We start from the raw sequence: 23,028 nt of genomic DNA, 5'->3' as shown, positions 1-23,028 counted from the left end.
AATATGCTGGCAGTTCTCCCATGCATAGATGGAGCTCACATGAGCCAATCACCCCATATGGTCAAAGATTCAATCAGCGGTGCAGACTACTTTCTGCGCGGGTTTTCCCTTATTCGCCAACCGGGCATCCGCACCTTTGTGCTGATCCCCCTGCTGGTCAACTTCGTGCTGTTTGCCGGGGCCTTCTATGCCCTGCTGCTGCAACTGGACGGCCTGTTCGCCTGGCTCCACCAGCAGATCCCCGCCTGGCTCGACTGGCTGGACTACCTGCTGTGGCCCATCGCCCTCATCACCATACTGGTGGTCTTCTCCTTTATCTTCAGCTCGGTTGCCAACTGGGTAGCCGCCCCCTTCAACGGCCTGCTGGCGGAGAAGGTGGAGCAGATCCTCACCGGCCAGCCCGCCAATGACAGCGGCATGCTGGATATCGTCAAGGATGTGCCACGCACCTTCGGCCGCGAATGGACCAAGCTGAAGTATTACCTGCCCAAGGCCATCGGCTGCCTGATCCTGTTTCTGATCCCGGTGGTGGGCCAGACCCTGGCGCCGGTGCTCTGGTTCCTGTTCAGCGCCTGGATGATGGCGATCCAGTATGTGGATTATCCGTTCGACAACCACAAGATCGACTTCATTACCATGCGCGACGCCTTGAAGCAGCGCCGCGGAAAATGCCTCAGCTTTGGCGCTTTGGTGACCCTCTTCTCCGCCATTCCGGTGGTGAACCTCTTCGTGATGCCGGTCGCCATCTGTGGCGCCACCGCCATGTGGGTCGATCACTACCGGCAGGAGCAGCTGGGGCGCTAACTCTTGAACATTGATTAGAAAAAGGCACCCGAAACGGTGCCTTTTTCGTATTTAGCATGAATTAAATTAATGCATGCATTCGATAGCTTGTCCCATATGACACGAATTGGTAGGATTCTGGCCTTTCTCGTTCCCTGGGATATCTCATGTTACATGCACTCTTCTTGGTGGGCCTGGTGGCCGAAGGGATGACCGGCGCGCTGGCCGCGGGTCGGCGACGGATGGATCTGTTTGGTGTGGTGATCATCGCCTCGGCGACGGCCATCGGTGGTGGCACCATCCGCGATGTGCTGCTGGGCCACTATCCGCTGCTCTGGATTGAACATCCGGAATATGTGCTGCTGGTTGCGGCAGCCGCGATGGCGGGTGTGGTCTCCGCCCCCCTGATGCGCTACCTCGGCAAGCTGTTCATGGCCCTCGATGCCCTGGGACTGGTGGTCTTCTCCATCTTCGGTGCGGCCCGGGCGCTGGATATGGGCCACGGCGCCGGTATTGCCTGCATCATGGCGGTAGTGACTGGGGTCTTTGGCGGGGTGCTGCGGGATCTGCTCTGCCAGCGGATTCCACTGGTATTTCGTCGCGAGCTCTATGCAGCCATTTCGCTGATCACCGCAGCCCTCTACTGTCTGGCGCTGGATCAGGGCTTGCCGACCAACTGGGCGGCGTTCGGTTCCATCGGGATCGGCTTTGTACTGCGGCTGCTGGCGGTTCGCTTCAAGTGGGGTCTGCCCACCTTCAACTACCAGTACGCGACCCACTGAGTACGCCAGCTTCTGGCGAAGCGGGTTGGATTACGAGCAACAAAAAAGCGCCCGAGTGGCGCTTTTTTCATGGACGCTCTGCGACTCAGTTAATCCCTTCCGAGCTGAAGAAGGTCGCCTTGTCGGCGATAAAGCGGATCTTGATGTTCTTCCCTTCCCCACCCCAGAGGCAGCTGGTGGTGCCCAGCGCATCGTCACAACGCTCCGCCTTGCCCAGAATGGTGCTGGCCTCGGCGTAACTCATCCCCATCTTCAACTGGTCGTAATTTTCACGGTTGAGCTTGCTGCAACCGGTCAACAACAGGGCGATCAGGCCGCCAATCACTATCTTTTTCATCGCTATCTCCTCTCTGGTGGGAAGAGCTTGGCAGCTTGCCATCCCCTTTACCAGCTGCGCACCGGGCCGGTATCGAGGTGAACGAAGTTATCACGGGGATAGTAACCAACCCCACCCACCTTGAGCTGGAGCGCCGCCTTGCGCAGATGGGCCAGCTGTACGCCGGGGATCCGCACATCCACCGCCTGCCCCAGGGTGTGGTAGCTGTGCTTGGCCACGCCGCGGCTCTTGTGGCGCTTCTGACGATTGGTTGCCGGGGCGCGATAGCCGGAGATCAGCTGAATTTCACTGCGCCGACCCAGCTTGTGCTGCAACAGAAACAGTTGATCAAAAAGCTTCTTGTCGATGTTGAACACTTCATTGCGCCGGTAATCGCGGAAGATGTGGTTGAGCTCGGCCAACCCGTCGCTCAGATAGTGGCCATTTTCCCAATAGCTGGCGCGCACCCGCTCGCCGGTATTGAGATTGAAGAAGCTGAGTTCACGCCCGGTGGTACTGCGGCTGGCCAGTGCAGGGAAGGAGATCAGCGAGCTGCCCAGCAGGCAACCGGCTCCCAGCAACAGGCGACGTCGACTTATCTCTTGTTCCAGCATAAGGGGTTCGTCCATCGCAGATTCAAGCGAAAAATAATTGAATAAGATCACTGATTGAATGTGATACAGGCGCTTGAAACTACCCTCCGGCGGGGGGCCCTGTCAAACCTCAATCGCCCATAGAAAAGCCCGGCACAGGCCGGGCTTTTCACTCTGTGGCAGGGATCACAGCAGGCGGCTCTGGAAGCTGACCCGATCAAATCCGTAGATGTCGCTACGCAATTGCTGGCGACCATTTTCGTCGATCCAGCTGCTCCAGTAGACGGTAAAGACCGGGATCGGCGTGGTGAGCGGCAACCATTTGGTCTGGCTCTCCTTGAGGATATTGGCCACCTTGTCCGGCTGATAGCGGGAGTCCGCCAACAACAGCTCGGCCAGATCGTCCGCATGTTCCACCCGGATGCAGCCCGAGCTGAAGGCGCGCGCCCCCTGCTCGAACAGCGCCTTGCGCGGGGTGGAGTGCAGATAGATGGCGTCATTGTTGGGCAGGTAGAACTTGTAGCGCCCCAGGGCATTGTGATCACCCGGCTTTTGCCGCAGGCGATAGGGGAAACCGGCAGCCAGCGCCTGATGCCACCCCTCTTCGGTGAACTGGACCGGATTGCCCTCGCTGTCGATCACCTCGAACTGCTCACGACTCAGATAGGCGGGATCGCGACCCAGCTTGGGCAGGATGTCCTTGCTCAGGATCGAGCGCGGCACATGCCAGGAGGGGTTGAGCACGATGGAGCGAATTTCGCTGGCCAGAATGGGAGTTGCCCGCTGCTCCTTGCCGACGATGACCCGGCTGGTAAACACCTCGTTGCCGGACTCCACCACGCTCAGACGGTAGTCGGGAATATTGACCAGCACGTAGCGGCCACCGGCGAGCTGATCCACCAGATCACGACGCCACAGGTTGCGCAGCAGCAGGCTGGCGCGCACTTGCGGGCCGGTATTGAGCCAGGAGCGGGTCTGACGACCGATGATGCCGTCCGCGGTGAGACCGTGACGACGCTGGAACTGTTTGATGGCCTGCTCGGTATCACCATCGTAAATCTGATCACCATGGCTCGGGGCGCTGTCGCCCAGCTCGTTGAGCATGGCGCGGATCTGGCCGAGCTCGGCGGAGCTCTCTCCGGCACGCAGGGTCGGCATATCGAGGGTTGGCCACTTGCTGGCCATCGGCATCGCCAGCAGTTTCTGCACTTTGGCCCGCACCGCCTCGTATTCCGCCACCTGAGGTCGCAGGGATTTCACCTGGGTGAGCAGGTCATCATCGCTGGGTTGGGTCACCACAGGGCGGTTCAAATCGAGCTTGAGGGTCTTCATCTGCTCGCGCGAGACCAGATCCATCCCCCGCCAGGCGTGCTGGAAACGGCTCAGCTTGGTAAAAATGTCGTCATAGATGGCACCACGCTTGTCTGCAGGGGTGGCCTGCAGACGCTTCCACAGCGTGAAAAAATCGGGATGCAGCTGGGCAAGCACAGCCTCTTGCAACTGCTGCTCCAGCTCGACACGGGCCTGTTCGGCCTGACTGCCCTGATACCAGTCGTGTCCGGTTTCACTGGCCGCCACCACAACTTGTGCTTCGGTCGCATGTACCGCGCCAGCGGGCAAACATCCCAGCCACACCAGATTGGCAAGGGTCAGCCAATACTTCATCCCCATGGGTACCTCAAAACGGTTTGTTCACTCTGTCGGGCCTGACAAGCAGACCCGATGCTCAGGCCGCTCATGATGCGTGAACGGCCAATACTTTGCTAGCGCCCGGGGGCATAACGCTGCCAGATAATGTCATACGCATCTGTCTCCTTGAACCGCGCCAACGCCTGATTAAATTGTTGCAAGAACTGCGGCGAAAAGCTGCGCTTGCCCAACATAAAGAAGTTCGGCGATTCAGATACCACCATGGGGTGACTGGTGAACAGACCGCTCATCCCCTCCTTGTTAAGGGCGCTGGGGGTAGCCAGCATGTCACCAAGGAAACCGTCGATCCGCCCGCGGGCCAGCTTCTCAAAATTTTGCTGGTCGCTCACCGCACTCACCTGTTTGGCATAGCGAGCGAGCAGCGACATCACTTCCTCACCATAGAAGTACTCTTTGGTAACGCCGAGGGAGTAACCACTGGCCAGCCAGCTCGCCAGATCCTGCTCGGGGTAGTGGCTGCCCTTGCGGATCCACAGCAAGGTGCGACCCGGATTGTAGGAGTCGGAAAACCAGGCATAACGAGCGCGCTCATCATTGATATTCGCCTCCATCGCCATGTCTATCTCACCATATTCCATTTCGTGCAGTACCCGCTTCCAGGGCAGCTCCACATAGTTGACCTTGCAGTGCATGGAAGTGAGCACAGCCGTCAGCACCTCGGCGGCATAACCGCGCACCTCTTGCGGTGAGTCGGCTTCGTAATAATGGTAGGGGGGCCAGTTATCGTAACCGACCTGAATAGGCTCGGGACACAGGGCCCTGGCCAATGCCATTGGCGCCCATAATCCAAGCAACAGACAGCAAGAGATCCACTTCATATGTCATCCTTGACGAATAAGTGAGTCATCATAAATCGCCCCCTGCAAAATGGCGATAGAGGCCAGATGACTATCGCATCCGCTAGAAAATGACGCAGCAAAGCACTGCTATTTGCCAATTGCCCTGCCGGAGCGCCACTGGCAACCGGCGCCCCGCCAGACCTGTTTTACCGGGAAACAGCAACGTTTGGAACAGGGGTAAAAAGGGGTTAATATGTGACCAAATATTTTTTTGTGATCCACTATGCTTTTTTTGCAATTGGATTAGCATATGCGCGACATCGGCCTACCTATTCTGTCAGGCATAGAGAGTGATATGACGTACAAAAAGTTCGGTTTTTTGACTGCCATTCTGGCGTTAAGCGGTTTTTATCTTTACACCCTCTATCTGGCTGCTCACCCCAACGTGAGCCTAGCCTACAAACTCTATTATCTGGAAGGCAAGACACGCTTCTGGGAACACAACTCCAGCATGACCTACCAGCCGGGTAACGAGCTCAATCTGACCAAACCGAGCCGCTTCCTCTCCAGCGAAGGCTGGGCCAAGAAGCCGAGCGACGAAGGTACCCTGCTCAGCGGTCAGGGCGGTCTCTACTTTGTGCTGCCCAAGCAGGCAGCCAATCCGGATCAGCTTACCGTACAGGCCCGCATCAACAGCCCGGAAGCCGGTGCACTGTTGAAAGTGGCGCTGGGTCACGACTTCACCACCACGGTGAAACTGGCCAAAGCGGGCATCAACGAAATTCGCCTCAGTCTGCCCGGCGACTCACTCACGGCAGATCCCAAGCGCCCCAATTTTCTGGCGCTCTCGGCACCAACTCCCATCAATGTGCAGTCGGTACGTTTGACCGTAGCCCAGTGATCCTTGCCCCGAATACCATTTTATAAAAACAACTATCCCAAATAAGGACGTTCTTATGTCGCATCCAGATTTTCGACTCTCTCTGGTCGTTCCCGTTTACAACGAGGAAGAGAGCATCGATGCCTTCATCAACGCGATAGACAACGAACTGGCCCCGCTGAAAGACCAGCTTGAAATTGTATTCGTCAACGATGGCAGCCGTGACCGCACCCGTGAAGTGGTCGAGCAGGCCATCGCCCGCGATCCGCGCGTAACCCTGGTCAACCTGGCACGCAACTTCGGTAAAGAAGCCGCCTTGACCGCCGGTCTGCATCAAGCCAAAGGGGATGCCATCGTACCGATGGATGTGGATCTGCAAGACCCGCCCGCCCTGATCCTGGAGTTCGTAAAACTGTGGCAGACCGGTGACTATGACACCGTCTACGGCATCCGCGTCGATCGCAGCGCCGATACCCCGATGAAGCGTCTGACTGCCGGTGGCTTCTACCGCTTCTTCAATGCGCTCTCCACCAGCACCAAGCTGCCGGAAAACGCCGGTGACTTCCGCCTGATCGACCGTCGCGTGGTCGAGGCGATCAAGCTGCTGCCGGAGCGCAACCGCTTTATGAAGGGGCTGTTTGCCTGGGCCGGTTTCCGTGCCGTTGGCGTCCCCTACGAGCGCCCGGCCCGTCACGCCGGTGAAACCAAGTTCAACTACTGGAAACTGTGGAACTTCGCCCTCGACGGTCTGCTCAGCTTCTCCAGCTGGCCGCTGCGGGTCTGGAGCTATGTGGGGGTCAGCGTCTCGCTGGTTGCCTTCCTCTATATCCTGAAAATCATCACCCAGGTGATCTTCTTCGGCATCGACGTGCCCGGTTACGCCTCCCTGATGTCTGTTGTGCTGTTCCTCGGCGGTATCCAGCTGCTGTCGCTCGGCATCATCGGCGAGTACATCGGCCGCATGTTCGTGGAAGTGAAACAGCGCCCGGTCTACCTCATTGAAGGGGTCTATGGCCAGTATGCCAAGCAGGATGCGGCCAAACCGCAGAGCGCTGACAGCAACCCGCAAGAGCAGCAGGAGCAGGCGCCTCAATGATCTCCCGCGAGGAATTCTGGCGGCTGGTACGTTTCGGTTTTGTCGGCGGGGGGGCTACCCTCGTCGACCTTGGCACCTCCATCGCACTGTTTCATACCTGGCCCACCATCTCGGAGCACCTGGTTACCACGCTGGCTTTTGCCATCGCGTTCTGGTTCTCCTTCTTTGGTCACCGCTACATCACCTTCCAGAAACAGGGAGCCGCCAGCAAGTTTCTGCTGGTCGCTCTCTTCTCGCTGGCGGTGCGTAACCTGATCCTGAGCGGCCTGCTGTTTGCGGGGCTCTCCGGTCTGCTGCCGGTGGTCATCGCCACCCTGACCGTTACCGTCCTCACTTACGTTCTCTCTCGCGTCTGGGTTTTTGCCTGATGAATGATATGACCAATACTGCCCCGCTAACCGGGGCTGCACTCCCCTATCGCCCGTCACTGCGCATCAGCGGCCGTGACTGGCTGATGATCATCGCCGCCTTCATGCTGAGCCGGGTGGCGCTGTATGGCATGGGTTACTTCGGTGTCCAGCTCTATGGCTCCCCCGACATCGGCCCGCTGCAGGCCTATTGTCAGTTCGACTGCGTCTGGTTCCAGCGCATTATCGAAAATGGCTACGATCTCTACCCGCGCTGGCTGAGCAAGGGCAATGCGGCCAACTGGGCCTTTATGCCGCTCTACCCGATGGTCTCCGGTGCCATCTCCAACCTGTTCAATGTCGAGAGCCTGATCGGCCTCATCATTGTTACCAACCTCTCCTTCTTCGCCAGTTTGCCGCTGATGCTGCTGGTGTTGCGTCAGCTCAAGCTGGGGGACGATACCGCCCGCTTCGGCGTCTGGCTGCTCGCCTTCTCCCCCTTCTCCGCCTACTTCGTCTCCGGTTATACCGAGTCGACCTTTATGGCACTGATGCTGGGGATGTTCCTGTTCGCCTATCGGGAGCAGTGGCTGATGGTGGCCGTGCTGGGGGTCTGTATCTCCGCCACCCGCAACCTGGGGGTGATGATGGTCTTCCCGGTGCTGATCCTGGCGCTGCAGGCCTACGGCTGGCGGGAATTTTTCCGCTTCACCGAGCGCGCCTTCAAGGTGGTCTTCACCCTCTGGATGATCCCCTTTGGCCTGTTTGCCTACATGGTCTACCTCTATCATCTGACCGGCGATGCCTTTGCCTTCAAGCACATTCAGGTGGCCTGGGGTCGCTACATGGACAGCCCGCTGGACTGGTGGCTGAGCGGTTTCGAGCTGGGCGGCCGCAAGGCTTACCTCTCCATCATGGTGATCTTCGGCTGGTGCCTGAACGGTTACCTGTTCAGTCAGAAGCGCTGGGCGGAAGCGACCCTGATGTTCATCTGCTGCACCATCCCGCTGATGACCGGCCTCAACGCCATGCCACGCTACATGTTCGGGCTCTACCCGACCCTGCTGGCCATCATTCTGCTGACCCATCGCTGGCCAGCCATCCGCCCTGCTGTGCTCTGCATCAGCGGCATGGTTGCCTCCTTCATCGCGGTGGCCTTCGTCAACTTCAAGTTCTTCACCGTCTGATGTGACGACGATGCCTGACACACCAAATGCCGGTCACCTGACCGGCATTTTTTATGGCCGCTATTTTTATCGACAGAGCGTCCCATCTCCTCTCCGTCACACTTTCCTCGGCTTGAAAACGTAACCATTTGAACTGAAGTCACAAATCGGCATTTTGCCGATCCAAGGCGCGCTTTGCTGCTCCTAGAATGGGCCCTTGTCCGAACTGCCCTGCTCAAGGAATGGCTTATGCGTCGTGCTCATCACTTATCCCCTCTCTGGCTCGCCCTGCTGGCCGCCCCTCTGTTCACCCCACAGGCGATGGCCGCCCCCGAGGTTCACCTCTATGTGGATGGTCAACCGGTCGCGACCCCGATCGCGCTGGATAAGGGCACGGTGGAGCTGACCCACACGCTCGCTAAGGGGAGCCACCAGATCCGCATCAGCGACGCAGGAAACAGTTGCGGTACCAGCTTTGGCCCGAGCGAGAGCAAGCCGCTCCCCTTCGGCACCGCCCAGCCCATGGACAAATGCAGCAAGGATCAGAGCTTTACCCTTCGGGTGATGCTGGCCGGGGAGTATCAATTCACTTTCAACCCGGATACCCCCAGCCTCAAGGTGCTGCGGGCGACCAAAAAGAGCAAGTTCAAGCGCCAGCCGCCGACAGAGCCCTGCATCAGCTGGGATGGTGGCCCGGTCACTGTATCCCTCAAAGGGGTCTGGCCCGACGGTACCCGACTGAGGGATGCCTACTCAAAACTGGAGGCGGTGGTCAAACAGGGCAAGCTGACCCTGACCCCGAGCAAAGAGAGCGGCGGCCTGCTGCTGCTCGAGCCGGTCAAGGCAGCCAAGCCAGCACCGTTCAGCTGGGATCAGGCGAGCGTCTATTTCCTGCTGACCGATCGCTTCCACAACGGCGATCCCGCCAACGACCACAGTTTCGGCCGCCAGAAGGATGGTCAAGACGAGGTGGCTACCTGGCACGGCGGTGACTTCAAGGGGCTGACCGAGAAGCTCGACTACATCAAGAGCCTCGGCATGAACGCCATCTGGATCACCCCCATGGTGGAGCAGGTTCACGGCTTTATCGGCGGTGGCGAGCAGGGCAATTTCCCTTTCTACGCCTACCACGGCTACTGGGCGCTCGACTTCACCAAGATTGACCCCAACTACGGCGATGAAGAGAGTCTGAAAACCCTGGTGGACGAGGCCCACAAGCGCGGCATGCGGATCATCCTCGACGTGGTGATGAACCACGCCGGTTATGCCACCCTCGCCGATCTGCAAGATCTGGGGCTCACCGAACTGACCCAGAACAGCGGCAAACTGCCGACCGTCTGGAACCAGTGGCGACCGAGCGGCGGCCTCAACTGGCATGGCTACAACCAGTTCATCGACTATCAATCACCCGCGTGGAACAAGTGGTGGAGCGGTGACTGGGTGCGCGCCGGTCTGCCCGGCTACCCGCAGCCCGGCACCGACGATGTCACCGGCTCGGTGGCGGGGCTGCCGGACTTTCTGACCGAATCGGCCAAACCGGTAGGGCTGCCGCCGTTGCTGGCGGCGAAAAAAGATACCCTCGCCAAGGCGCTGCCCGACGCCACCGTGAGCGACTACCTGATCGCCTGGCACACCGACTGGGTGCGCCGCTTTGGCATCGACGGCTTCCGCGCCGACACCGTCAAGCATCTGGAGCCCGAAGTGTGGGCCAAGCTCAAGCAGGCGGGCACCGCTGCGCTCAAGGAGTGGAAGACTGCCAACCCGAGCAAGGCCCTCGACGCTCTGCCCTTCTACATGGTGGGCGAGGTGTGGGATCACGGGGTGGCCAAGGATTTCTGGTATCAGAACGGTTTCGATTCCCTGATCAACTTCGACTATCAGCGCGAGTTCGCACTGTCACAGGCCCAGTGCATGGCCAGCGCCGAGCCCACCTATGCCAGCTACGCCAGCCGTATCAATCAGGATCCCGAGTTCAACGTGTTGAGCTACATCAGCTCCCACGACACCAAGCTGTTCTTTGGCGACTATCAGGATGTGCCGCTACAGCGCCGGGTCGCCAACAGCTTTATGCTGCTGCCGGGCGGCATCCAGCTCTACTACGGCGACGAGTCCGGCCGCGGGCTGGCCAAGGATGGCGGAGTGTTCGATCAGGCGCTGCGCTCGGACATGAACTGGCAGGAGCTGGCCAGCGGAGACAAGGCCGAGCTGGTCAAGCACTGGCAGCAACTGGGCCAGTTCCGCGCCGCCCATCCGGCCATTGCGGCAGGCAGCCACCAGAAACTCTCGGATGCCCCCTACGCCTTCGTACGGGAGAAGGGGGATGACAAGGTAGTGGTGGTCTTTGCCGGCCGGCAGAAGTAACCCTTAAGTCACATTGACCAGCAGCAGAGAGGGGAGCCACTGGCTCCCCTCTCTCGTATATCTATCTGCCAAGGCTCACTGTGACTGGCGCGCCGCCACCGGCCACTGCAACCGCGCCTTGAGCAGGGTCTCCTGCCACAGAGGCCAAGAGAGCAGCGCCTGCTGATAAACTCCCGCCTGACCGGGCAACAGGATGCCGTAGCTGGCCAACCGATAGGCCATCACCGCATAGAAGGCATCGACAATGCCCGCCTCGCCAAAGTAGAAGGGGCCCCGCGCCTGCGACCAGATCTCCTGCAAACGGGCCAGCTCGCCGACCGCCTCCACCGGGGGATCGATACGGGTTGGCGCCCCAAGAAAGAAGGGGAGCAGAGAACGGATCTGCCGAAATCCCGCGTGCAACTCGGCGCAGAGGCTGCGAGCCAGCGCCCGCTCGGCCAGCGAAACGGGATAGAGCTGACGCTCGGGACAGAGCTCGTGAACATATTCGGCGATGGCCAGCGAGTCGTGAACCCGCATGCCATCGTGTTCGAGCCAGGGCACCAGACCGGCCGGTGCCAGCCGCTTGAGCCGCGCCAGCGACTTGGCATCCTCCAGATCGAACACCTGCTCCTGCCACGTCAGCCCGCTCATGGCGAGCACCAGCGTCGCCCGCATAGCCCAGGTGGAGCCGGTGCCCACCGCCAATACCAAGGATCCCATCTGTTGCCTCCTGCATGAGTTGCCTGCGACCGGCCTGTCTGCCCTTGATGGCAAAACATCCGATGGTCGCTTCACATTTGCGCACCGGCGGGTTTGACCCTCTTGGTGAGCGATGCTAGTTTGATTTTTCAAAACAATCAGTTAGCAACAATGTGAGCCATTAACCGAAATATGGACAGCCAATTTACCATCGTCATCGCAGATGACCACCCCCTGTTTCGGGGCGCCCTTTACCAAGCGGTGCACATGGCCATCGACGACGCTCAATTGCGGGAAGCGGACTCCATCGACAGCCTGACCAGCCTGCTCGGCGAACACCCCGAAGTTGACCTGTTGCTGCTCGATCTCAAGATGCCGGGGGCCAACGGCTTCGAGGGGCTGGCCCACCTGCGCGGCCAGTATCCCGACCTGCCCATCGTGGTGGTCTCCGCCTCGGAAGATGCGGCCATCATCCAACAGGTGTTGCGGCTTGGGGCGCTCGGCTTTATTCCCAAATCGGTACCGATGAAGGAGCTGGTCAACGCCCTCAATACGGTGATCGGGGGGGATAACTGGGTGCCGGAAGGCATCTCGCTCCATCCCGAATCGGAAGATGGCCCCGATTTCGCCAGCAAGCTGGCCAGCCTCACCCCCCAGCAATACAAGGTACTGATCATGCTGCGCGATGGCAGCCTCAACAAACAGATCGCCTGGGAGCTCAACGTCTCAGAGGCCACCATCAAGGCCCATATCACCGCCATCTTCAGAAAACTGGGCGTCAAAAACCGCACTCAGGCGGTTATCGCCCTGCAACAGCTCGATATCAAGGAGAACTGACCCCCGCGCATAGCGACACGTGCGAGACGACATAGCCAGCCATGCTGGCTATTTGTTGCTCGACAATTAGCACGATCGTACTTTATGCTGCCAGCGCCAACGAGGAGAGAGTGATGAGCAAAGGGCGCCTGACCCGGGAAAACATTTTGCAGACAGCCTTTGAGCAAGCGAGCCAGCAAGGGCTGGAGAGCCTGACCATCGGCTCGCTGGCCAGCGCCTGCGAGATGTCCAAAAGCGGCCTGTTTGCCCACTTTCAATCCCGCGACAATCTGCAAATCGCCGTGCTGGAATACGCCGCCGAGGTGTTCCGGCTGCGGGTGATCCAGCCGGTACGCCAGCAGGAGCACCAGAGCCAGCACGACAAGCTGATCGCCCTGCTGCGCGCCTGGCAGGCGTGGAACCACTGCTTCGCCGGACGCTGCATGTTCCTCGATGCCTGGACCTCGGTGCAGGATGGCCATGAGCAAAAGAGCCAGGTGCAGCAAGCCGCCCGGCAACTGGTGCGCTTCTGGCTCGACTATCTGGCACGTCAGGTGGTGCAGGGGCAGGCCGCTGGTGAGTGGCGACAGGAGATGGATCCCTGGCGCGCCGTTTATCGCCTCTATGGCCTCTATCTGGCGGATCAGGTGTTCAACGATCTCGAACTGTGTCAGGATCCGGCCCGCCACTTCTGGCCCGAGGTGGACGCTCTGCTGAGCAGCTGGCGCTGATGTTTTGGCATCCGTTCAACACTAATTTTTAAAAACCAACAAAAAAGCACGACCGTTCGCACATAAAAACCACAGGATGACCATGAGCAGCAAGATCTACTTCAACACCCGCCGCTTCAGCCCGAGCAAATGGCTGCTGGGGATCGGCACCCGGTTACACCACAGACTCGCCCCCACCCATGCCAAGCGCACCGCCAGCAAGTTGCTGCTCACCCCCCAGCGCAACCAGCGCGGTGGCCACGAACCTGTCGGTCTGGTGAAGCAGGCGGTCCATACCAGCGAAGGGGTATTGATGAGCTATCGGCTAGGTCAGGGACCGCTGTGGCTGCTGATGCACGGCTGGTCCGGCAGCGCCAGCCAGTTCTATCCGCTGATGAGCCATATCGCTGCGCAGGGTTTCACCGCCATTGCCTACGATCATCCGGCCCACGGCCAGAGCGCAGGCAACACAGGCCACCTGCCCCGCTTCGTACGCGCCTTCGACGAGCTGGCGACCAAGCTGGCCAGCGAAGTAGACCCGCTGCACGGGGTCATCGCCCACAGCATGGGAGGCGCCGTCACCCTCTCCAGCCGTCAGGCGGGTATCGATACCCTGCCGCTGCTGTTGATTTCGCCGGTGCTCGACTATGTGCCCCAGCTCTACGGCATGGTGGCGCGCTCCGGCTACTCCATCCGGTTGTTCGATGCGGTGGTCAAGGAGATTGAGCAGGAGTACCAGCACCCCTTGAGTACGGTCGATCCGCTGGGTCGCCTCGCCAGTCGCAGCGGCGCGGCGATAATCGTGCACGACGAGGAGGACAGATTTGCCCCGCACGGCGATTCCTTGCGGGCCAGTCAGGATGGTCATACCCGGCTGGTGAGCACCCGGGGACTGGGCCACGGTCGCATCCTCGCCAGCGCCCCGGTATTCGCCGCCTTTGATCAGCTGGCACGGCCGGGAAATCCCCAGCGGGTCCTTTGAAAAGCAGCCATGAAAAAAACGGGCAAGCGCCCGTTTTTATATTTGATACAGCGCCTTATAGTTAATTTGTCAGTGGGAACATTCTTGTCAGCACACAATAAGGCGCCAGCATATGGCCAGACCCAATACAGCGTTGTTGCTCACCGGTGGCGGTGCTCGCGCCGCCTATCAGGTCGGAGCCCTCAAGGCGATTGCGGAGCTCTACCCGCGCAATCTCGGCATCCCTTTTCCCATCCTGTGTGGCACCTCGGCGGGGGCCATCAATGTCACCGCGCTGGCCTGCTACGCCTCCTGCTTCCATCTGGGGGTGCGCAAGCTGGAGTGGGTCTGGCGCCGTTTCGAGACCCACCACATCTTCGATTTTCACCCCGGCCGACTGCTGTGGCGGCTGATGTACGAAGGGTCGGCGGGGCTGATCAATCCCCACACCAACCACGCCTTTCACCTCTTTGACAACGCGCCGCTGCACCGCCTGCTGGATCAACTCATCGACTATCACCGCATTGATGACAACATCCTCTACGGCAGTCTGGAGGCGCTGGCCATCACGGCATCGGATTACGATGACGGCCTCTCCACCACCTTCTTTCAAGGGCGGGCCGACCACCATCCGTGGGAGCGGGCCAGACGTCGCGGGGTGCGCACCGTGCTTACATCGGAGCACCTGCTCGCCTCCTCGGCTCTCCCCTTCGTCTTTCCAGCCACCCTGATCGGCGAGAAATTCTACGGCGACGGCTCCATCCACCAGCTGAGCCCGCTCAGCCCCGCCATCCATCTGGGGGCAGAGCGGATCCTGCTGATCACCCTGGATCCGCCAGCCCACTCGGCGCCGACCCATCATCACGGTCATCTCACCAGCTCCAATATCGCCAGCCATCTGCTCGATACGGTCTTTACCGACACCCTCAACTCCGATCTTGAGCGGCTGTGGCGCATCAATCAGACCTTGGATCTTATCCCTGAGCGGGAACGCAACCGCCTCAAGCTGAAGCGGGTGGAGACCTGCGTGCTGAAACCGAGCCAGGATCTCGACACAATCGCACTGGCCTACCTGCGCAAACTGCCGCTAAAGTTGCGCCGCCTGTTGCGGGTGCTGGGCGTGAAGGGGGATGAGACCAGCAGTCTGGCCAGCTTTTTGATGTTCTATCCGGGTTATTGCCAGCAGCTGATCAAGCTGGGCTATCAGGACACCCTGAGGGAGCGGGAGAGAGTCGTCGCCTTCCTCGATATCGAAGGGCTACCAAAAGAGCGGGAATAAAGGGGGTAACCGATGAGTGCAAGGGGACTCAGCGCCCCTCCAGCAAACGCTGCTCCGCCTGCTCCATCGCCACCACGGTACCAAACAGGATCAGCCGATCACCGGCCGCCAGCACCAGCTCGGGTCTGGGTTCCAGACTTTGATCGCCACGCTGCACCTCCTTGATCCGCACCTCATCAAGCGGCAACTCGCGCACTTCACGGCCTACCGCCCACGCCTGATCGTGCAGCAAAAGCGGATGGAGGCGTTCGAGCAGCTGATCCGCTTCCAGATTACTGGCGCTCTGATCCCCCCAGTAGAAGCCGTGCAGAAAGCGATACTGGCTGCTGCGCTCCAGCTCCATCCGGCGGATCACCCGACCGATGGGGATATCGCAGTTGAGCAGCAGGTGGGAGACCAGCATCAGGGCCCCCTCCTGGGATTCGGGGATCACCTCGAAGGCCCCCGCCTGCTTGTACTGCTCCAGAAAGCTGTCATCCCGGGTACGCACCAGCACCTTGAGCTCCCCCGCCAGTTCGCGGATCAGTGCCAGCATCGCCTCCACCCGCTTGCGGTCATCGAAGGTGATGATCACCAGCCGCGCCCGCAACAACCCGGCGGCCAGCAGAATATCGCGGCGGCTGGCGTCGCCGAAGGCCACCTGCTCCCCCGCCAGCTTGGCCTCGCTCACCCGCTCCGGGTCAAGATCGAGGGCCAGAAAGGGGATCTCCTCGATCTTGAGAAAGCGGGCACAGGTCTGCCCCGCCCGGCCAAAGCCGGCGATGATGACGTGCTGGTTTTTGCTCAGGCCCGACTGTGCCACCTCGGAGCGGGTCAGCAACGCAGGATCGGTGAGGCTGCGAGCCAGCGAATGGGCCTGGGTCACCAGCCAGGGAGTCATGGCGATGGAGATGATGCCGATGCCGATCAGCAGGGAGACCAGTTGCTGATCCAGCAGGCCGTGGTGCAGTGCCAGCGCCAGCAACACGAAGCCAAACTCCCCCACCTGACTGAGCATGATGCCAGCGGCCATGCTGTCGCGCTTGCGCTCCCCCATCAGCCGCCCGGCCAGCAGCACCAGCAGGGATTTGCACAGCACCAGCAGCACCACGCAGATCAGCACCTGCCACCAAGCCCGCGCCACCAGCTCCCACTCCATGGCCATGCCGATGGTGATAAAGAAGAGCCCCATCAGCACGTCGCGAAAGGGTTTGATGTCCACCTCCAGCTGATGACGGTAGTGGGACTCCCCCAGCATCATCCCCGCCAGAAACGCCCCCAGCGCCATCGACAGCCCCAGTGAATGGGTCATGTAGGCAGCCAGCAGCGCCACCAGCAGGGCACTCAGCACGAACAACTCGTCGGAGCGGGCTCGCGCCACCTCATGAAACAGCAGCGGCAGCAACCACTTGCCCACCGCCAGCAGAGTGAAGAGAGCAAACAGCCCCTTGAGGGTGGCCCAGGCGATCTCGGCGGCCAGGGCGCTCCCCTGCACTTCCGGCTGGGCGAGGATGGGGATCATCACCAGCAGGGGCACCACCGCCAGATCCTGAAACAGCAGCACGCTCACCCCCAGCTGGGCGCGGCGGGTATGGAGCTGCTTCTGCTCGCCGAGCTGCTTGATCACCACAGCCGTGGAGGAGAGTGCCAACGTTCCCGCCACCACCAGCGACTGGGCCAGACCCAGCCCCCACCACCAGCCGATGGCGAAAAAGAGCAGTGACGTGAGCAGCACCTGCAACATCCCGACCCCCAGCACCAACCGGCGCATCGCCAGTAGTTTCGGCAGGGAGAATTCCAGCCCCAGCGAGAACATCAAAAAGACGATCCCCAGCTCGGCAATGGTCTGCATGATCGACTGACCGGTGATCACCGCCAGCCCGTGGGGGCCGAGCAAGACGCCGGCAATCAGGTAGGCAAGGATGACCGGCAAGCCGAGGCGCCGGAAAGTTGCCACCAGCAGCACGGCGGCGAACAGCAGGATCAACAGGTCGGTGTACAAATTTTCCTCTCCTTTTATCGACTTAAGTTTAGTCAGCCGATCTGGCGGGCAGGAAAGATATATTGGGCATGCCAATTGCATGGAGGAGACAGTAGTCAGGTGTTACAGGTGGAAGACCATGGAAAATACGTCGTCACTTAATGGCTTTAGCCATGGCATCGAGCAGTGGGTTCGCCAGATGGAGCGGCTCACGCCGTTGCCCAGCGTTGAACGCAACCAGTTGCTCGAGCAGTTGTTGGGGCAGAGCGATCTCGGCGGTCTGCTGACAACTTTTGCCGATCGTGCGGCAAGAATTGTCAGGATCCACGGTCTCTACCTCGATTGTGGCCAGCCCCATGTGCTGATCCAGCACCCGCCGCTGGCCACCCTCAACCTGCACAACTATCCGTTCGAACTGCGCGGTCAGCATGGCCAGCTGCTCGGCCAGCTCCACTACGAGCTGGAACATCCGCTGAGCGGCAGCCAGCAACGGGTCCTGATGCAATACCATCAGCTGCTCTGCCTGCTGCTGCCCCTCTATCTGCGGCTGGAAAAACTGGATCAGCTGGTCCGGCTCGATCACCTGACCGGCCTTGGCAACCGCTCCTACTTTGACGAGGCCATCGGCCGCGCCATCGAGCAGCACAGCCGCGAGCCCCACGGTCTGGTGCTGGTGCTGCTGGATCTCGATCGCTTCAAGCAGATCAATGATACCTGGGGCCATCCGGTGGGGGATCTGGTGCTGAGTCGCTTCGCCCAGCTGCTCAAGGGGTGTATCCGCAGCACGGATCAAGCCTTCCGGCTCGGGGGGGATGAATTTGCCCTGCTGCTGCAACCGGCCGAACCCGAGGCGTGGCGCCCGGTCTGGCTGCGACTGCAGCATATGTTGATGACCAACAAGGAGCTCAGCACCTTCTCGGTCGGATGCAGCCTTGGCGCCGCCAGCTGGCAATCCGGGGTCGATGTGCCGAGCCTCTACGAGGCGGCCGACAGTCACCTCTACGCCCGCAAAAAAGCCGGCAAGGCCAGCCCTAACGAATAATCCCGAACTCTTCTTTGCTCCGGCACATGCGCGCCATGTGACCGGAGCTTCTTTTTTTGGGGCTAATCCTCCCTCACACCGAGATCACCTCATGCAAGATCCTGCTCGGGCAGGATGGGGGCCGCACCGCTCCCCTGCCAGTGACAGACCAGCCCGGCCTCCTGCGCCATAAAACCGTCGCAGATAAAGAGCCCCACCACCGCCGCCGCCTGCTCGCCATAGTAGAGGATGGGGATGCGCCCCCGCTGCCACGAAGGCACGCCATACTCCTGCAGCAGCTTCTTCATCCGCCGACTGCCGCTTCGCCCCACCGGTTTGAGGGGGATCCCGGGCGCTACCTGAAAACGCACCGAGAGCGGTTCATTCGCTCGGGGGGCACGCAACAGATCCTCGCCGTGCTCCGCCATGCGCACCACCAGCTCGCCCAACCCGTCCGGCAAGGTCAGCGGCTCACCCACTGTGACCGGCAACACCTGATGGCAGGGTTGCAAGTCCGGGCTCACCAGATAGAGCCGCTCCTGAAAACGGCGGCAGCTCTGGCGCCCCCAGTTGAGCTGGGGATTGGCATCGCCGCGCGCCAGCGCTACCTCCTGCCAGAGCCGGGCAAGCTGCTCACGGGATGGCATCTCCCCCCCCTGACGGCGGATCCAGTAACGCAGCAGGTTGTTGCGCCGGGTGGATGAAAGGGCGTGCAGCGGGCCGATATGGAGCGCCTCCCCCTCGCCCGCCAGCTGCCAGTCGCTCTCGGCCAGCTCATCCAGCAGCGCTTCCTGCTCGGCGCACAGGGCCATGCTGCGCGCCGCGGTCTGGGCCATGGCGGGCCAGCGCGCCTTGAGTTGGGGGATAAGCGTCTGGCGCAAAAAGTTGCGGTCATAGCTCACGTCCTGATTGCTCTCATCCTCGACCCAACCATAAGGCAGGGTAGCGGCAACCTCGGCCAGCTCGGCGCGACTCATATCGAGCAGCGGCCGCAACAACAGGCCGCCGGCAAAGGGCTGGCTTGGCAAGATGCCGGCCAGACCGCGCAGACCGGCGCCGCGCTTGAGGGCCAGCAGCAGGGTCTCCAGCTGATCGTCCTGATGGTGGGCGGTGAGCAGCCACTCCCCCTCCCGCATCCGGGCGGTCAGTCGCTGGTAACGGGCGGTACGGGCCTGCGCCTCCAGACTCTCGCCATTGCCGCGGGCCAGAGTCACCCGCTCGACCAGCAGTTCCACCGCCAATTGCTGACACACGGCTTCACAATGAGCGACCCACTCATCGGCATGGGGACTGAGGCCGTGGTGCACGTGCAGGGCGCGAAGCGGCAGGCTGTGCTCGCGGGCATACTGCGCCGCCAGTACCAGCAGCAGAGTGGAGTCGAGGCCGCCACTGAAGGCCACCAGCAGACCGGTGGAACCTTCCGGCGCTGGCATAGTCAGACAAAAGCGAGAATAAAGATGAGAAATCATAGGCTTCCCCAAAATGGACCGGCCGATCTTAGCAGAGTCGGGCTTATCAAGCTGCAACCCTGCTGCTAGAGTGAGGCTCGCCCGCCCTCTCCACCAGGCTGGCCGCAAGGCGGTCGCACAACCGGTTGGAGCAAGGAAGATGGGCAGGGAAGCAAACAACCCGAATTGGAATCAAACAAGATGAACAATAAGAAAAGCTTACTGGCCGGCCTGATTGGACTGGCCCTGCTGGCTGGCTGCAGTCAGGCACCGCAAGAATCCCCCAAACACTCCGGGCTGGCGCTGGCCAATATGGACACCCAGGTCAAACCCGGCGATGACTTCTTCCGTTACGTCAATGGCAAGTGGCTCGCCACCGCCAAGATCCCCGACGATCGCCCCGCCGATGGCGCCTTCTACATGCTGCGGGACAAATCCCTCGCCGATGTGCGGGTGCTGGTCGAGGGGCTGGCCAAGCAGGAGGCCGCCACCGGCACGCCGACCCAGCAGATCCGCGATCTCTACGCCAGCTATCTGGATCAGGCAGGCCGTGACGCCAAGGGGCTCACCCCGCTGGCACCGGCGCTGGCCGATATCGACCGGATCGGTGATCAGGCTGCGCTGGCCCGCGCCTTTGCCCAAAGTGGCCGCATGGGCGTCGGCGCGCCGTTTGGCATCTGGATCGACGCCGATGCCAAGTCCCCCGACCGCTATGCTGTCTACCTCTATCAAGGTGGATTGGGACTGCCGGATCGGGACTACTACCTCAAGCAGGATCCCGAGAGTCAGGCCCTGCGCCAGAAGTACCAGCAGCATATCGCCGCCATGCTGAGCCGCCTCGGGGAATCTGACCCGAGCGGCAAGGCCAAGCGGATTCTGGCCCTCGAAACCCGGCTCGCCACCATCCAGTGGGACAACGTGGCCCTGCGGGATCGGGAGAAGAACTACAACAAGCGCCCCGCCAGCGAACTGGCACGGCTCGCCCCCCATCTCGACTGGCAGGCTTATCTCAATACCGCGGGCATTGCTGGCCAGCCTGATCTCATCATCGGTCAGCCAACCTATCTGAGCGCGCTGGATCAGGTGATGGCCCAGACCCCCATCGCCGACTGGCAGGCCTACCTCAAGTGGCAACTGCTGACCGACTACGCCCCCTATCTCGACAGCGAGACCGACCGCGCCAACTTCGCCTTCTACGGCACCACATTGAGCGGCACGCCCAAGCAGCGCGCCAGCTGGGAGCGGGCGCTCGGGGTGCTGAACGATCATCTGGGTGAAGCGGTCGGCCAGCTCTATGTGGCCCGCTACTTCCCGCCAGCGGCCAAGGAGCGGATGGAGCAGCTGGTGGAGAACCTGCGCACCGCCTACGGCCAGAGCATCAAGGAGCTCGACTGGATGTCGCCCGAGACCAAGGCGCAGGCCCTCGAGAAGCTGGCCAAGTTCCGTCCCAAGATCGGCTACCCCGACAAGTGGAAGGATTACAGCGCTATCACCATCAAACCGGATGATCTGGTCGGCAACCTGCAACGCTCGCAAGCCTTTGAATACGCAGACAGTCTGGCGCGCCTCGGCAAGCCGGTCGACCGGGACGAGTGGCACATGTCGCCGCAAACGGTGAACGCCTACTACAACCCGAGCAACAACGAGATCGTCTTCCCGGCGGCCATCTTGCAGCCCCCCTTCTTCGACATGACGGCGGATGATGCGGTCAACTACGGCGCCATCGGCGGGGTGATCGGCCACGAGATGGGCCACGGTTTTGATGATCAGGGAGCCAAATCCGACGGCGACGGCATGATGCGCGACTGGTGGACACCGCAGGATCTCAAGGAGTTCCGCTTTCGCACCAGCCGTCTGGTGGCCCAGTACAACCGCTTCGAGCCCATCAACGGCCAGTTCGTCAACGGCCAGTTTACCCTGGGGGAGAACATCGGCGATCTGGGCGGCCTCACCATCGCCCACAAAGCCTACGAGCTGTCGCTGGATGGCAAGGAGGCGCCGGTGCTGGATGGCTTTACCGGCGAGCAGCGCTTCTTCCTCGGCTGGGCGCAGGTGTGGAAGGGGATGTATCGCCCCGAGCTGATGCAGATGCTGCTGCGCTCCGACCCCCACTCGCCCCCCGAGTACCGGGTCAACGGCGTGGTGCCGAACATTCCCGCCTTCTACGAGGCATTCAACATCCAGCCGGGGGACAAGCTCTATCTGCCGCCCCAGAAGCGGGTGAAGATCTGGTAGCAACATCACGGCGGGCTCCCCGGGAGCCCGCACTCAAGAGACAGCAAGAGGTTGCAAGATGAACAGAGCATTGATGATGGCAGGGCTGCTGACCCTGCCGCTGGCGGCACAAGCACAAGCCGAAGAGGGATTTAGCAAGCAACTGACCCTCCCCTCCGGGCAGGTGATCCGGGTGGCGCAAGGGGTGGGTGAGCCCGCCTCCATCGGCAGCTATGACGTGCGACTCTATTCGGGTCAGAACGCCCAGTTTCCACTGGATGAGTTTCAGGATGGCAAGGTGATGGCCCGCAACGGCTTTATCCGGGAGCTGAAACTGGTCGATTTGAATGGCGACAAGCAGCCCGAGCTGGTGGTCATCATCGAGAGCGCTGGCAGCGGCAGCTATCAGGATGCCGATGCCTACACCGTCAGCCCGCAAGGGGAGCTGGAGATCTTCAATCAGGTCAAGGAGCTGGAGCCCAAAGAGGATGTGGTCAAGGCGCTCAAAAGCCCGCAGGACTAAGCCCTCTCCCCTAATCTGTGTCTAGTCCTGAAATAGGTTTACACATTTTCAACTAGCATTTCTCTACTCAGAACCCCCTATGTACCGCATCGGGGGTTCTGTATTTCAACGCATGATGCGGCCGCTCCGCGTTGTAAATATCCACCGCTTCACGCACCATTTCCCGCGCTTGCGTCAAATCCTGCGGGCTTTGCAGCAATAACTCTCCTTTCAAAATCCCGTTCACCCGCTCCGCCAACGCATTCTGGTAACAGTCATACCCATCCGTCATCGAGCACTTCACCCCGTACCGTTCATGTAATGACTGATACAGCCCCGAGCAATACTGCACGCCGCGGTCCGAGTGATGGATTAGCTCCCCGCTGCCACGTCGTTGCTTCAGGGCTTTCCTGAACGCCATCGCCACCGATTCGGCGTGCATCCCTTCGTGTACGTGATGGCCCACTATCTTGCGTGAGTAGGCATCCGTCACCAGGCTCAGGTACAGCGGTCCGCTCCTGGCTGGCAGATAGGTGATATCTGCGACCCAGACCTGCTCCGGTGCTATCGGTGTGACCTGCTCTGGCCCCGCCTTGAGCAAGTTGGGATGACGGTAGAAACGG

General features: G+C 60.8%; 22 protein-coding genes. 14 read left to right on the top strand and 8 right to left on the bottom strand.

From position 1 onward, the window contains the following. Nucleotides 1-39: 39 nt before the first annotated feature. Both cysZ and ACB040_RS16850 read left to right on the top strand, forming a co-directional pair. Nucleotides 40-804, top strand: coding sequence for a sulfate transporter CysZ (gene cysZ / locus ACB040_RS16855; RefSeq protein ID WP_005338455.1), 765 nt, complete (start codon nt 40-42; stop codon nt 802-804). Between the two features lie 146 nt (nt 805-950). Further along, entirely contained in the window at nt 951-1,565 is a 615-nt protein-coding gene (locus tag ACB040_RS16850; RefSeq protein ID WP_005338456.1) for a trimeric intracellular cation channel family protein, read from the top strand. Nucleotides 1,566-1,650: 85 nt separating this feature from the next. Here ACB040_RS16850 and ACB040_RS16845 read toward each other — a convergent pair whose 3' ends face one another. From ACB040_RS16845 to ACB040_RS16830, 4 genes are all read right to left on the bottom strand, one after another. Further along, nucleotides 1,651-1,902: a lipoprotein gene (locus ACB040_RS16845; RefSeq protein WP_005338457.1), complete on the bottom strand. Its 252-nt coding sequence runs from the start codon at nt 1,900-1,902 to the stop codon at nt 1,651-1,653. Between the two features lie 47 nt (nt 1,903-1,949). Then, nucleotides 1,950-2,495, bottom strand: coding sequence for a DUF882 domain-containing protein (locus tag ACB040_RS16840; RefSeq protein ID WP_005338458.1), 546 nt, complete (start codon nt 2,493-2,495; stop codon nt 1,950-1,952). A gap of 165 nt (nt 2,496-2,660) precedes the next feature. Then, nucleotides 2,661-4,145 (bottom strand): murein L,D-transpeptidase, encoded by a 1,485-nt coding sequence (locus ACB040_RS16835; RefSeq protein ID WP_371155711.1) that lies wholly within the window; start codon nt 4,143-4,145, stop codon nt 2,661-2,663. A gap of 92 nt (nt 4,146-4,237) precedes the next feature. After that, entirely contained in the window at nt 4,238-5,002 is a 765-nt protein-coding gene (locus tag ACB040_RS16830; protein WP_371155713.1) for a substrate-binding periplasmic protein, read from the bottom strand. 316 nt (nt 5,003-5,318) lie between these two features. Between ACB040_RS16830 and ACB040_RS16825 the strand changes: the two genes are divergently transcribed. The 5 genes from ACB040_RS16825 (at nt 5,319) to ACB040_RS16805 (ending at nt 10,813) form a co-directional block, all read left to right on the top strand. Further along, on the top strand, nt 5,319-5,864 hold the full coding sequence (locus ACB040_RS16825; RefSeq protein WP_041202288.1) for a hypothetical protein: 546 nt from the start codon (nt 5,319-5,321) through the stop codon (nt 5,862-5,864). A 55-nt stretch (nt 5,865-5,919) separates the two neighbouring features. Beyond that, entirely contained in the window at nt 5,920-6,939 is a 1,020-nt protein-coding gene (locus ACB040_RS16820; RefSeq protein WP_058056731.1) for a glycosyltransferase family 2 protein, read from the top strand. Then, nucleotides 6,936-7,307 (top strand): GtrA family protein, encoded by a 372-nt coding sequence (locus tag ACB040_RS16815; protein WP_005338463.1) that lies wholly within the window; start codon nt 6,936-6,938, stop codon nt 7,305-7,307. Before ACB040_RS16820 ends, ACB040_RS16815 begins: the two co-directional genes overlap by 4 nt. Continuing rightward, the gene (locus ACB040_RS16810) at nt 7,307-8,473 is read left to right on the top strand and encodes a hypothetical protein (RefSeq protein WP_040066657.1); all 1,167 of its coding nucleotides are present in this window, start codon (nt 7,307-7,309) and stop codon (nt 8,471-8,473) included. The genes ACB040_RS16815 and ACB040_RS16810 overlap by 1 nt, the downstream gene beginning before the upstream one ends. A gap of 228 nt (nt 8,474-8,701) precedes the next feature. Further along, a complete protein-coding gene (locus ACB040_RS16805; RefSeq protein WP_371155716.1) occupies nt 8,702-10,813 on the top strand; it encodes an alpha-amylase in 2,112 nt (703 codons plus the stop codon). Between the two features lie 75 nt (nt 10,814-10,888). Here ACB040_RS16805 and ACB040_RS16800 read toward each other — a convergent pair whose 3' ends face one another. Then, entirely contained in the window at nt 10,889-11,515 is a 627-nt protein-coding gene (locus ACB040_RS16800; protein ID WP_371155718.1) for a glutathione S-transferase, read from the bottom strand. 171 nt (nt 11,516-11,686) lie between these two features. On the opposite strand from ACB040_RS16800, the gene ACB040_RS16795 reads away from it, so the two are divergent. From ACB040_RS16795 to ACB040_RS16780, 4 genes are all read left to right on the top strand, one after another. Further along, nucleotides 11,687-12,331 (top strand): response regulator, encoded by a 645-nt coding sequence (locus ACB040_RS16795; protein ID WP_371155720.1) that lies wholly within the window; start codon nt 11,687-11,689, stop codon nt 12,329-12,331. Nucleotides 12,332-12,444: 113 nt separating this feature from the next. After that, nucleotides 12,445-13,041, top strand: coding sequence for a TetR/AcrR family transcriptional regulator (locus ACB040_RS16790; RefSeq protein ID WP_158111226.1), 597 nt, complete (start codon nt 12,445-12,447; stop codon nt 13,039-13,041). A gap of 82 nt (nt 13,042-13,123) precedes the next feature. After that, nucleotides 13,124-14,002: an alpha/beta hydrolase gene (locus ACB040_RS16785; RefSeq protein ID WP_371155722.1), complete on the top strand. Its 879-nt coding sequence runs from the start codon at nt 13,124-13,126 to the stop codon at nt 14,000-14,002. 112 nt (nt 14,003-14,114) lie between these two features. Further along, nucleotides 14,115-15,260: a patatin-like phospholipase family protein gene (locus ACB040_RS16780; RefSeq protein WP_371155724.1), complete on the top strand. Its 1,146-nt coding sequence runs from the start codon at nt 14,115-14,117 to the stop codon at nt 15,258-15,260. 28 nt (nt 15,261-15,288) lie between these two features. Here ACB040_RS16780 and ACB040_RS16775 read toward each other — a convergent pair whose 3' ends face one another. After that, a complete protein-coding gene (locus tag ACB040_RS16775) occupies nt 15,289-17,241 on the bottom strand; it encodes a monovalent cation:proton antiporter family protein (RefSeq protein ID WP_042055216.1) in 1,953 nt (650 codons plus the stop codon). Nucleotides 17,242-17,359: 118 nt separating this feature from the next. Between ACB040_RS16775 and ACB040_RS16770 the strand changes: the two genes are divergently transcribed. Further along, entirely contained in the window at nt 17,360-18,262 is a 903-nt protein-coding gene (locus ACB040_RS16770) for a GGDEF domain-containing protein (protein WP_005347848.1), read from the top strand. Nucleotides 18,263-18,351: 89 nt separating this feature from the next. Here ACB040_RS16770 and tilS read toward each other — a convergent pair whose 3' ends face one another. Next, nucleotides 18,352-19,710, bottom strand: coding sequence for a tRNA lysidine(34) synthetase TilS (gene tilS / locus ACB040_RS16765; protein ID WP_371155727.1), 1,359 nt, complete (start codon nt 19,708-19,710; stop codon nt 18,352-18,354). A 180-nt stretch (nt 19,711-19,890) separates the two neighbouring features. Here tilS and ACB040_RS16760 point away from each other — a divergent pair, with 180 nt between their 5' ends. Further along, nucleotides 19,891-21,924, top strand: a complete 2,034-nt coding sequence (locus ACB040_RS16760; RefSeq protein ID WP_371155729.1) for a M13 family metallopeptidase — start codon at nt 19,891-19,893, stop codon at nt 21,922-21,924. Nucleotides 21,925-21,982: 58 nt separating this feature from the next. After that, nucleotides 21,983-22,426 carry a PliI family lysozyme inhibitor of I-type lysozyme gene (locus tag ACB040_RS16755; RefSeq protein WP_101530656.1) on the top strand — a complete coding sequence of 148 codons (444 nt, stop codon included), beginning with the start codon at nt 21,983-21,985 and terminating at the stop codon, nt 22,424-22,426. Nucleotides 22,427-22,493: 67 nt separating this feature from the next. Here ACB040_RS16755 and ACB040_RS16750 read toward each other — a convergent pair. Next, the coding region (locus ACB040_RS16750) for an IS3 family transposase (RefSeq protein ID WP_371164851.1) at nt 22,494-23,028 on the bottom strand (535 nt) is incomplete at its 5' end.

Source organism: Aeromonas sp. S11(2024), assembly GCF_041402345.1.
Taxonomy (GTDB): domain Bacteria; phylum Pseudomonadota; class Gammaproteobacteria; order Enterobacterales; family Aeromonadaceae; genus Aeromonas; species Aeromonas veronii.
The sequence above is the reverse complement of the archived record's forward strand: the minus strand, read 5'-3'. Positions and strand labels throughout refer to the sequence as shown.

Excerpts from the sequence above, each read along its gene's own strand:
- cysZ (WP_005338455.1), top strand. The coding sequence starts at position 40 with ATGAGCCAATCACCCCATATGGTCAAAGATTCAATCAGCGGTGCAGAC.
- ACB040_RS16850 (WP_005338456.1), top strand. The coding sequence starts at position 951 with ATGTTACATGCACTCTTCTTGGTGGGCCTGGTGGCCGAAGGGATGACC.
- ACB040_RS16845 (WP_005338457.1), bottom strand. The coding sequence starts at position 1,902 with ATGAAAAAGATAGTGATTGGCGGCCTGATCGCCCTGTTGTTGACCGGT.
- ACB040_RS16840 (WP_005338458.1), bottom strand. The coding sequence starts at position 2,495 with ATGCTGGAACAAGAGATAAGTCGACGTCGCCTGTTGCTGGGAGCCGGT.
- ACB040_RS16835 (WP_371155711.1), bottom strand. The coding sequence starts at position 4,145 with ATGGGGATGAAGTATTGGCTGACCCTTGCCAATCTGGTGTGGCTGGGA.
- ACB040_RS16830 (WP_371155713.1), bottom strand. The coding sequence starts at position 5,002 with ATGAAGTGGATCTCTTGCTGTCTGTTGCTTGGATTATGGGCGCCAATG.
- ACB040_RS16825 (WP_041202288.1), top strand. The coding sequence starts at position 5,319 with ATGACGTACAAAAAGTTCGGTTTTTTGACTGCCATTCTGGCGTTAAGC.
- ACB040_RS16820 (WP_058056731.1), top strand. The coding sequence starts at position 5,920 with ATGTCGCATCCAGATTTTCGACTCTCTCTGGTCGTTCCCGTTTACAAC.
- ACB040_RS16815 (WP_005338463.1), top strand. The coding sequence starts at position 6,936 with ATGATCTCCCGCGAGGAATTCTGGCGGCTGGTACGTTTCGGTTTTGTC.
- ACB040_RS16810 (WP_040066657.1), top strand. The coding sequence starts at position 7,307 with ATGAATGATATGACCAATACTGCCCCGCTAACCGGGGCTGCACTCCCC.
- ACB040_RS16805 (WP_371155716.1), top strand. The coding sequence starts at position 8,702 with ATGCGTCGTGCTCATCACTTATCCCCTCTCTGGCTCGCCCTGCTGGCC.
- ACB040_RS16800 (WP_371155718.1), bottom strand. The coding sequence starts at position 11,515 with ATGGGATCCTTGGTATTGGCGGTGGGCACCGGCTCCACCTGGGCTATG.
- ACB040_RS16795 (WP_371155720.1), top strand. The coding sequence starts at position 11,687 with ATGGACAGCCAATTTACCATCGTCATCGCAGATGACCACCCCCTGTTT.
- ACB040_RS16790 (WP_158111226.1), top strand. The coding sequence starts at position 12,445 with ATGAGCAAAGGGCGCCTGACCCGGGAAAACATTTTGCAGACAGCCTTT.
- ACB040_RS16785 (WP_371155722.1), top strand. The coding sequence starts at position 13,124 with ATGAGCAGCAAGATCTACTTCAACACCCGCCGCTTCAGCCCGAGCAAA.
- ACB040_RS16780 (WP_371155724.1), top strand. The coding sequence starts at position 14,115 with ATGGCCAGACCCAATACAGCGTTGTTGCTCACCGGTGGCGGTGCTCGC.
- ACB040_RS16770 (WP_005347848.1), top strand. The coding sequence starts at position 17,360 with ATGGAAAATACGTCGTCACTTAATGGCTTTAGCCATGGCATCGAGCAG.
- tilS (WP_371155727.1), bottom strand. The coding sequence starts at position 19,710 with ATGATTTCTCATCTTTATTCTCGCTTTTGTCTGACTATGCCAGCGCCG.
- ACB040_RS16760 (WP_371155729.1), top strand. The coding sequence starts at position 19,891 with ATGAACAATAAGAAAAGCTTACTGGCCGGCCTGATTGGACTGGCCCTG.
- ACB040_RS16755 (WP_101530656.1), top strand. The coding sequence starts at position 21,983 with ATGAACAGAGCATTGATGATGGCAGGGCTGCTGACCCTGCCGCTGGCG.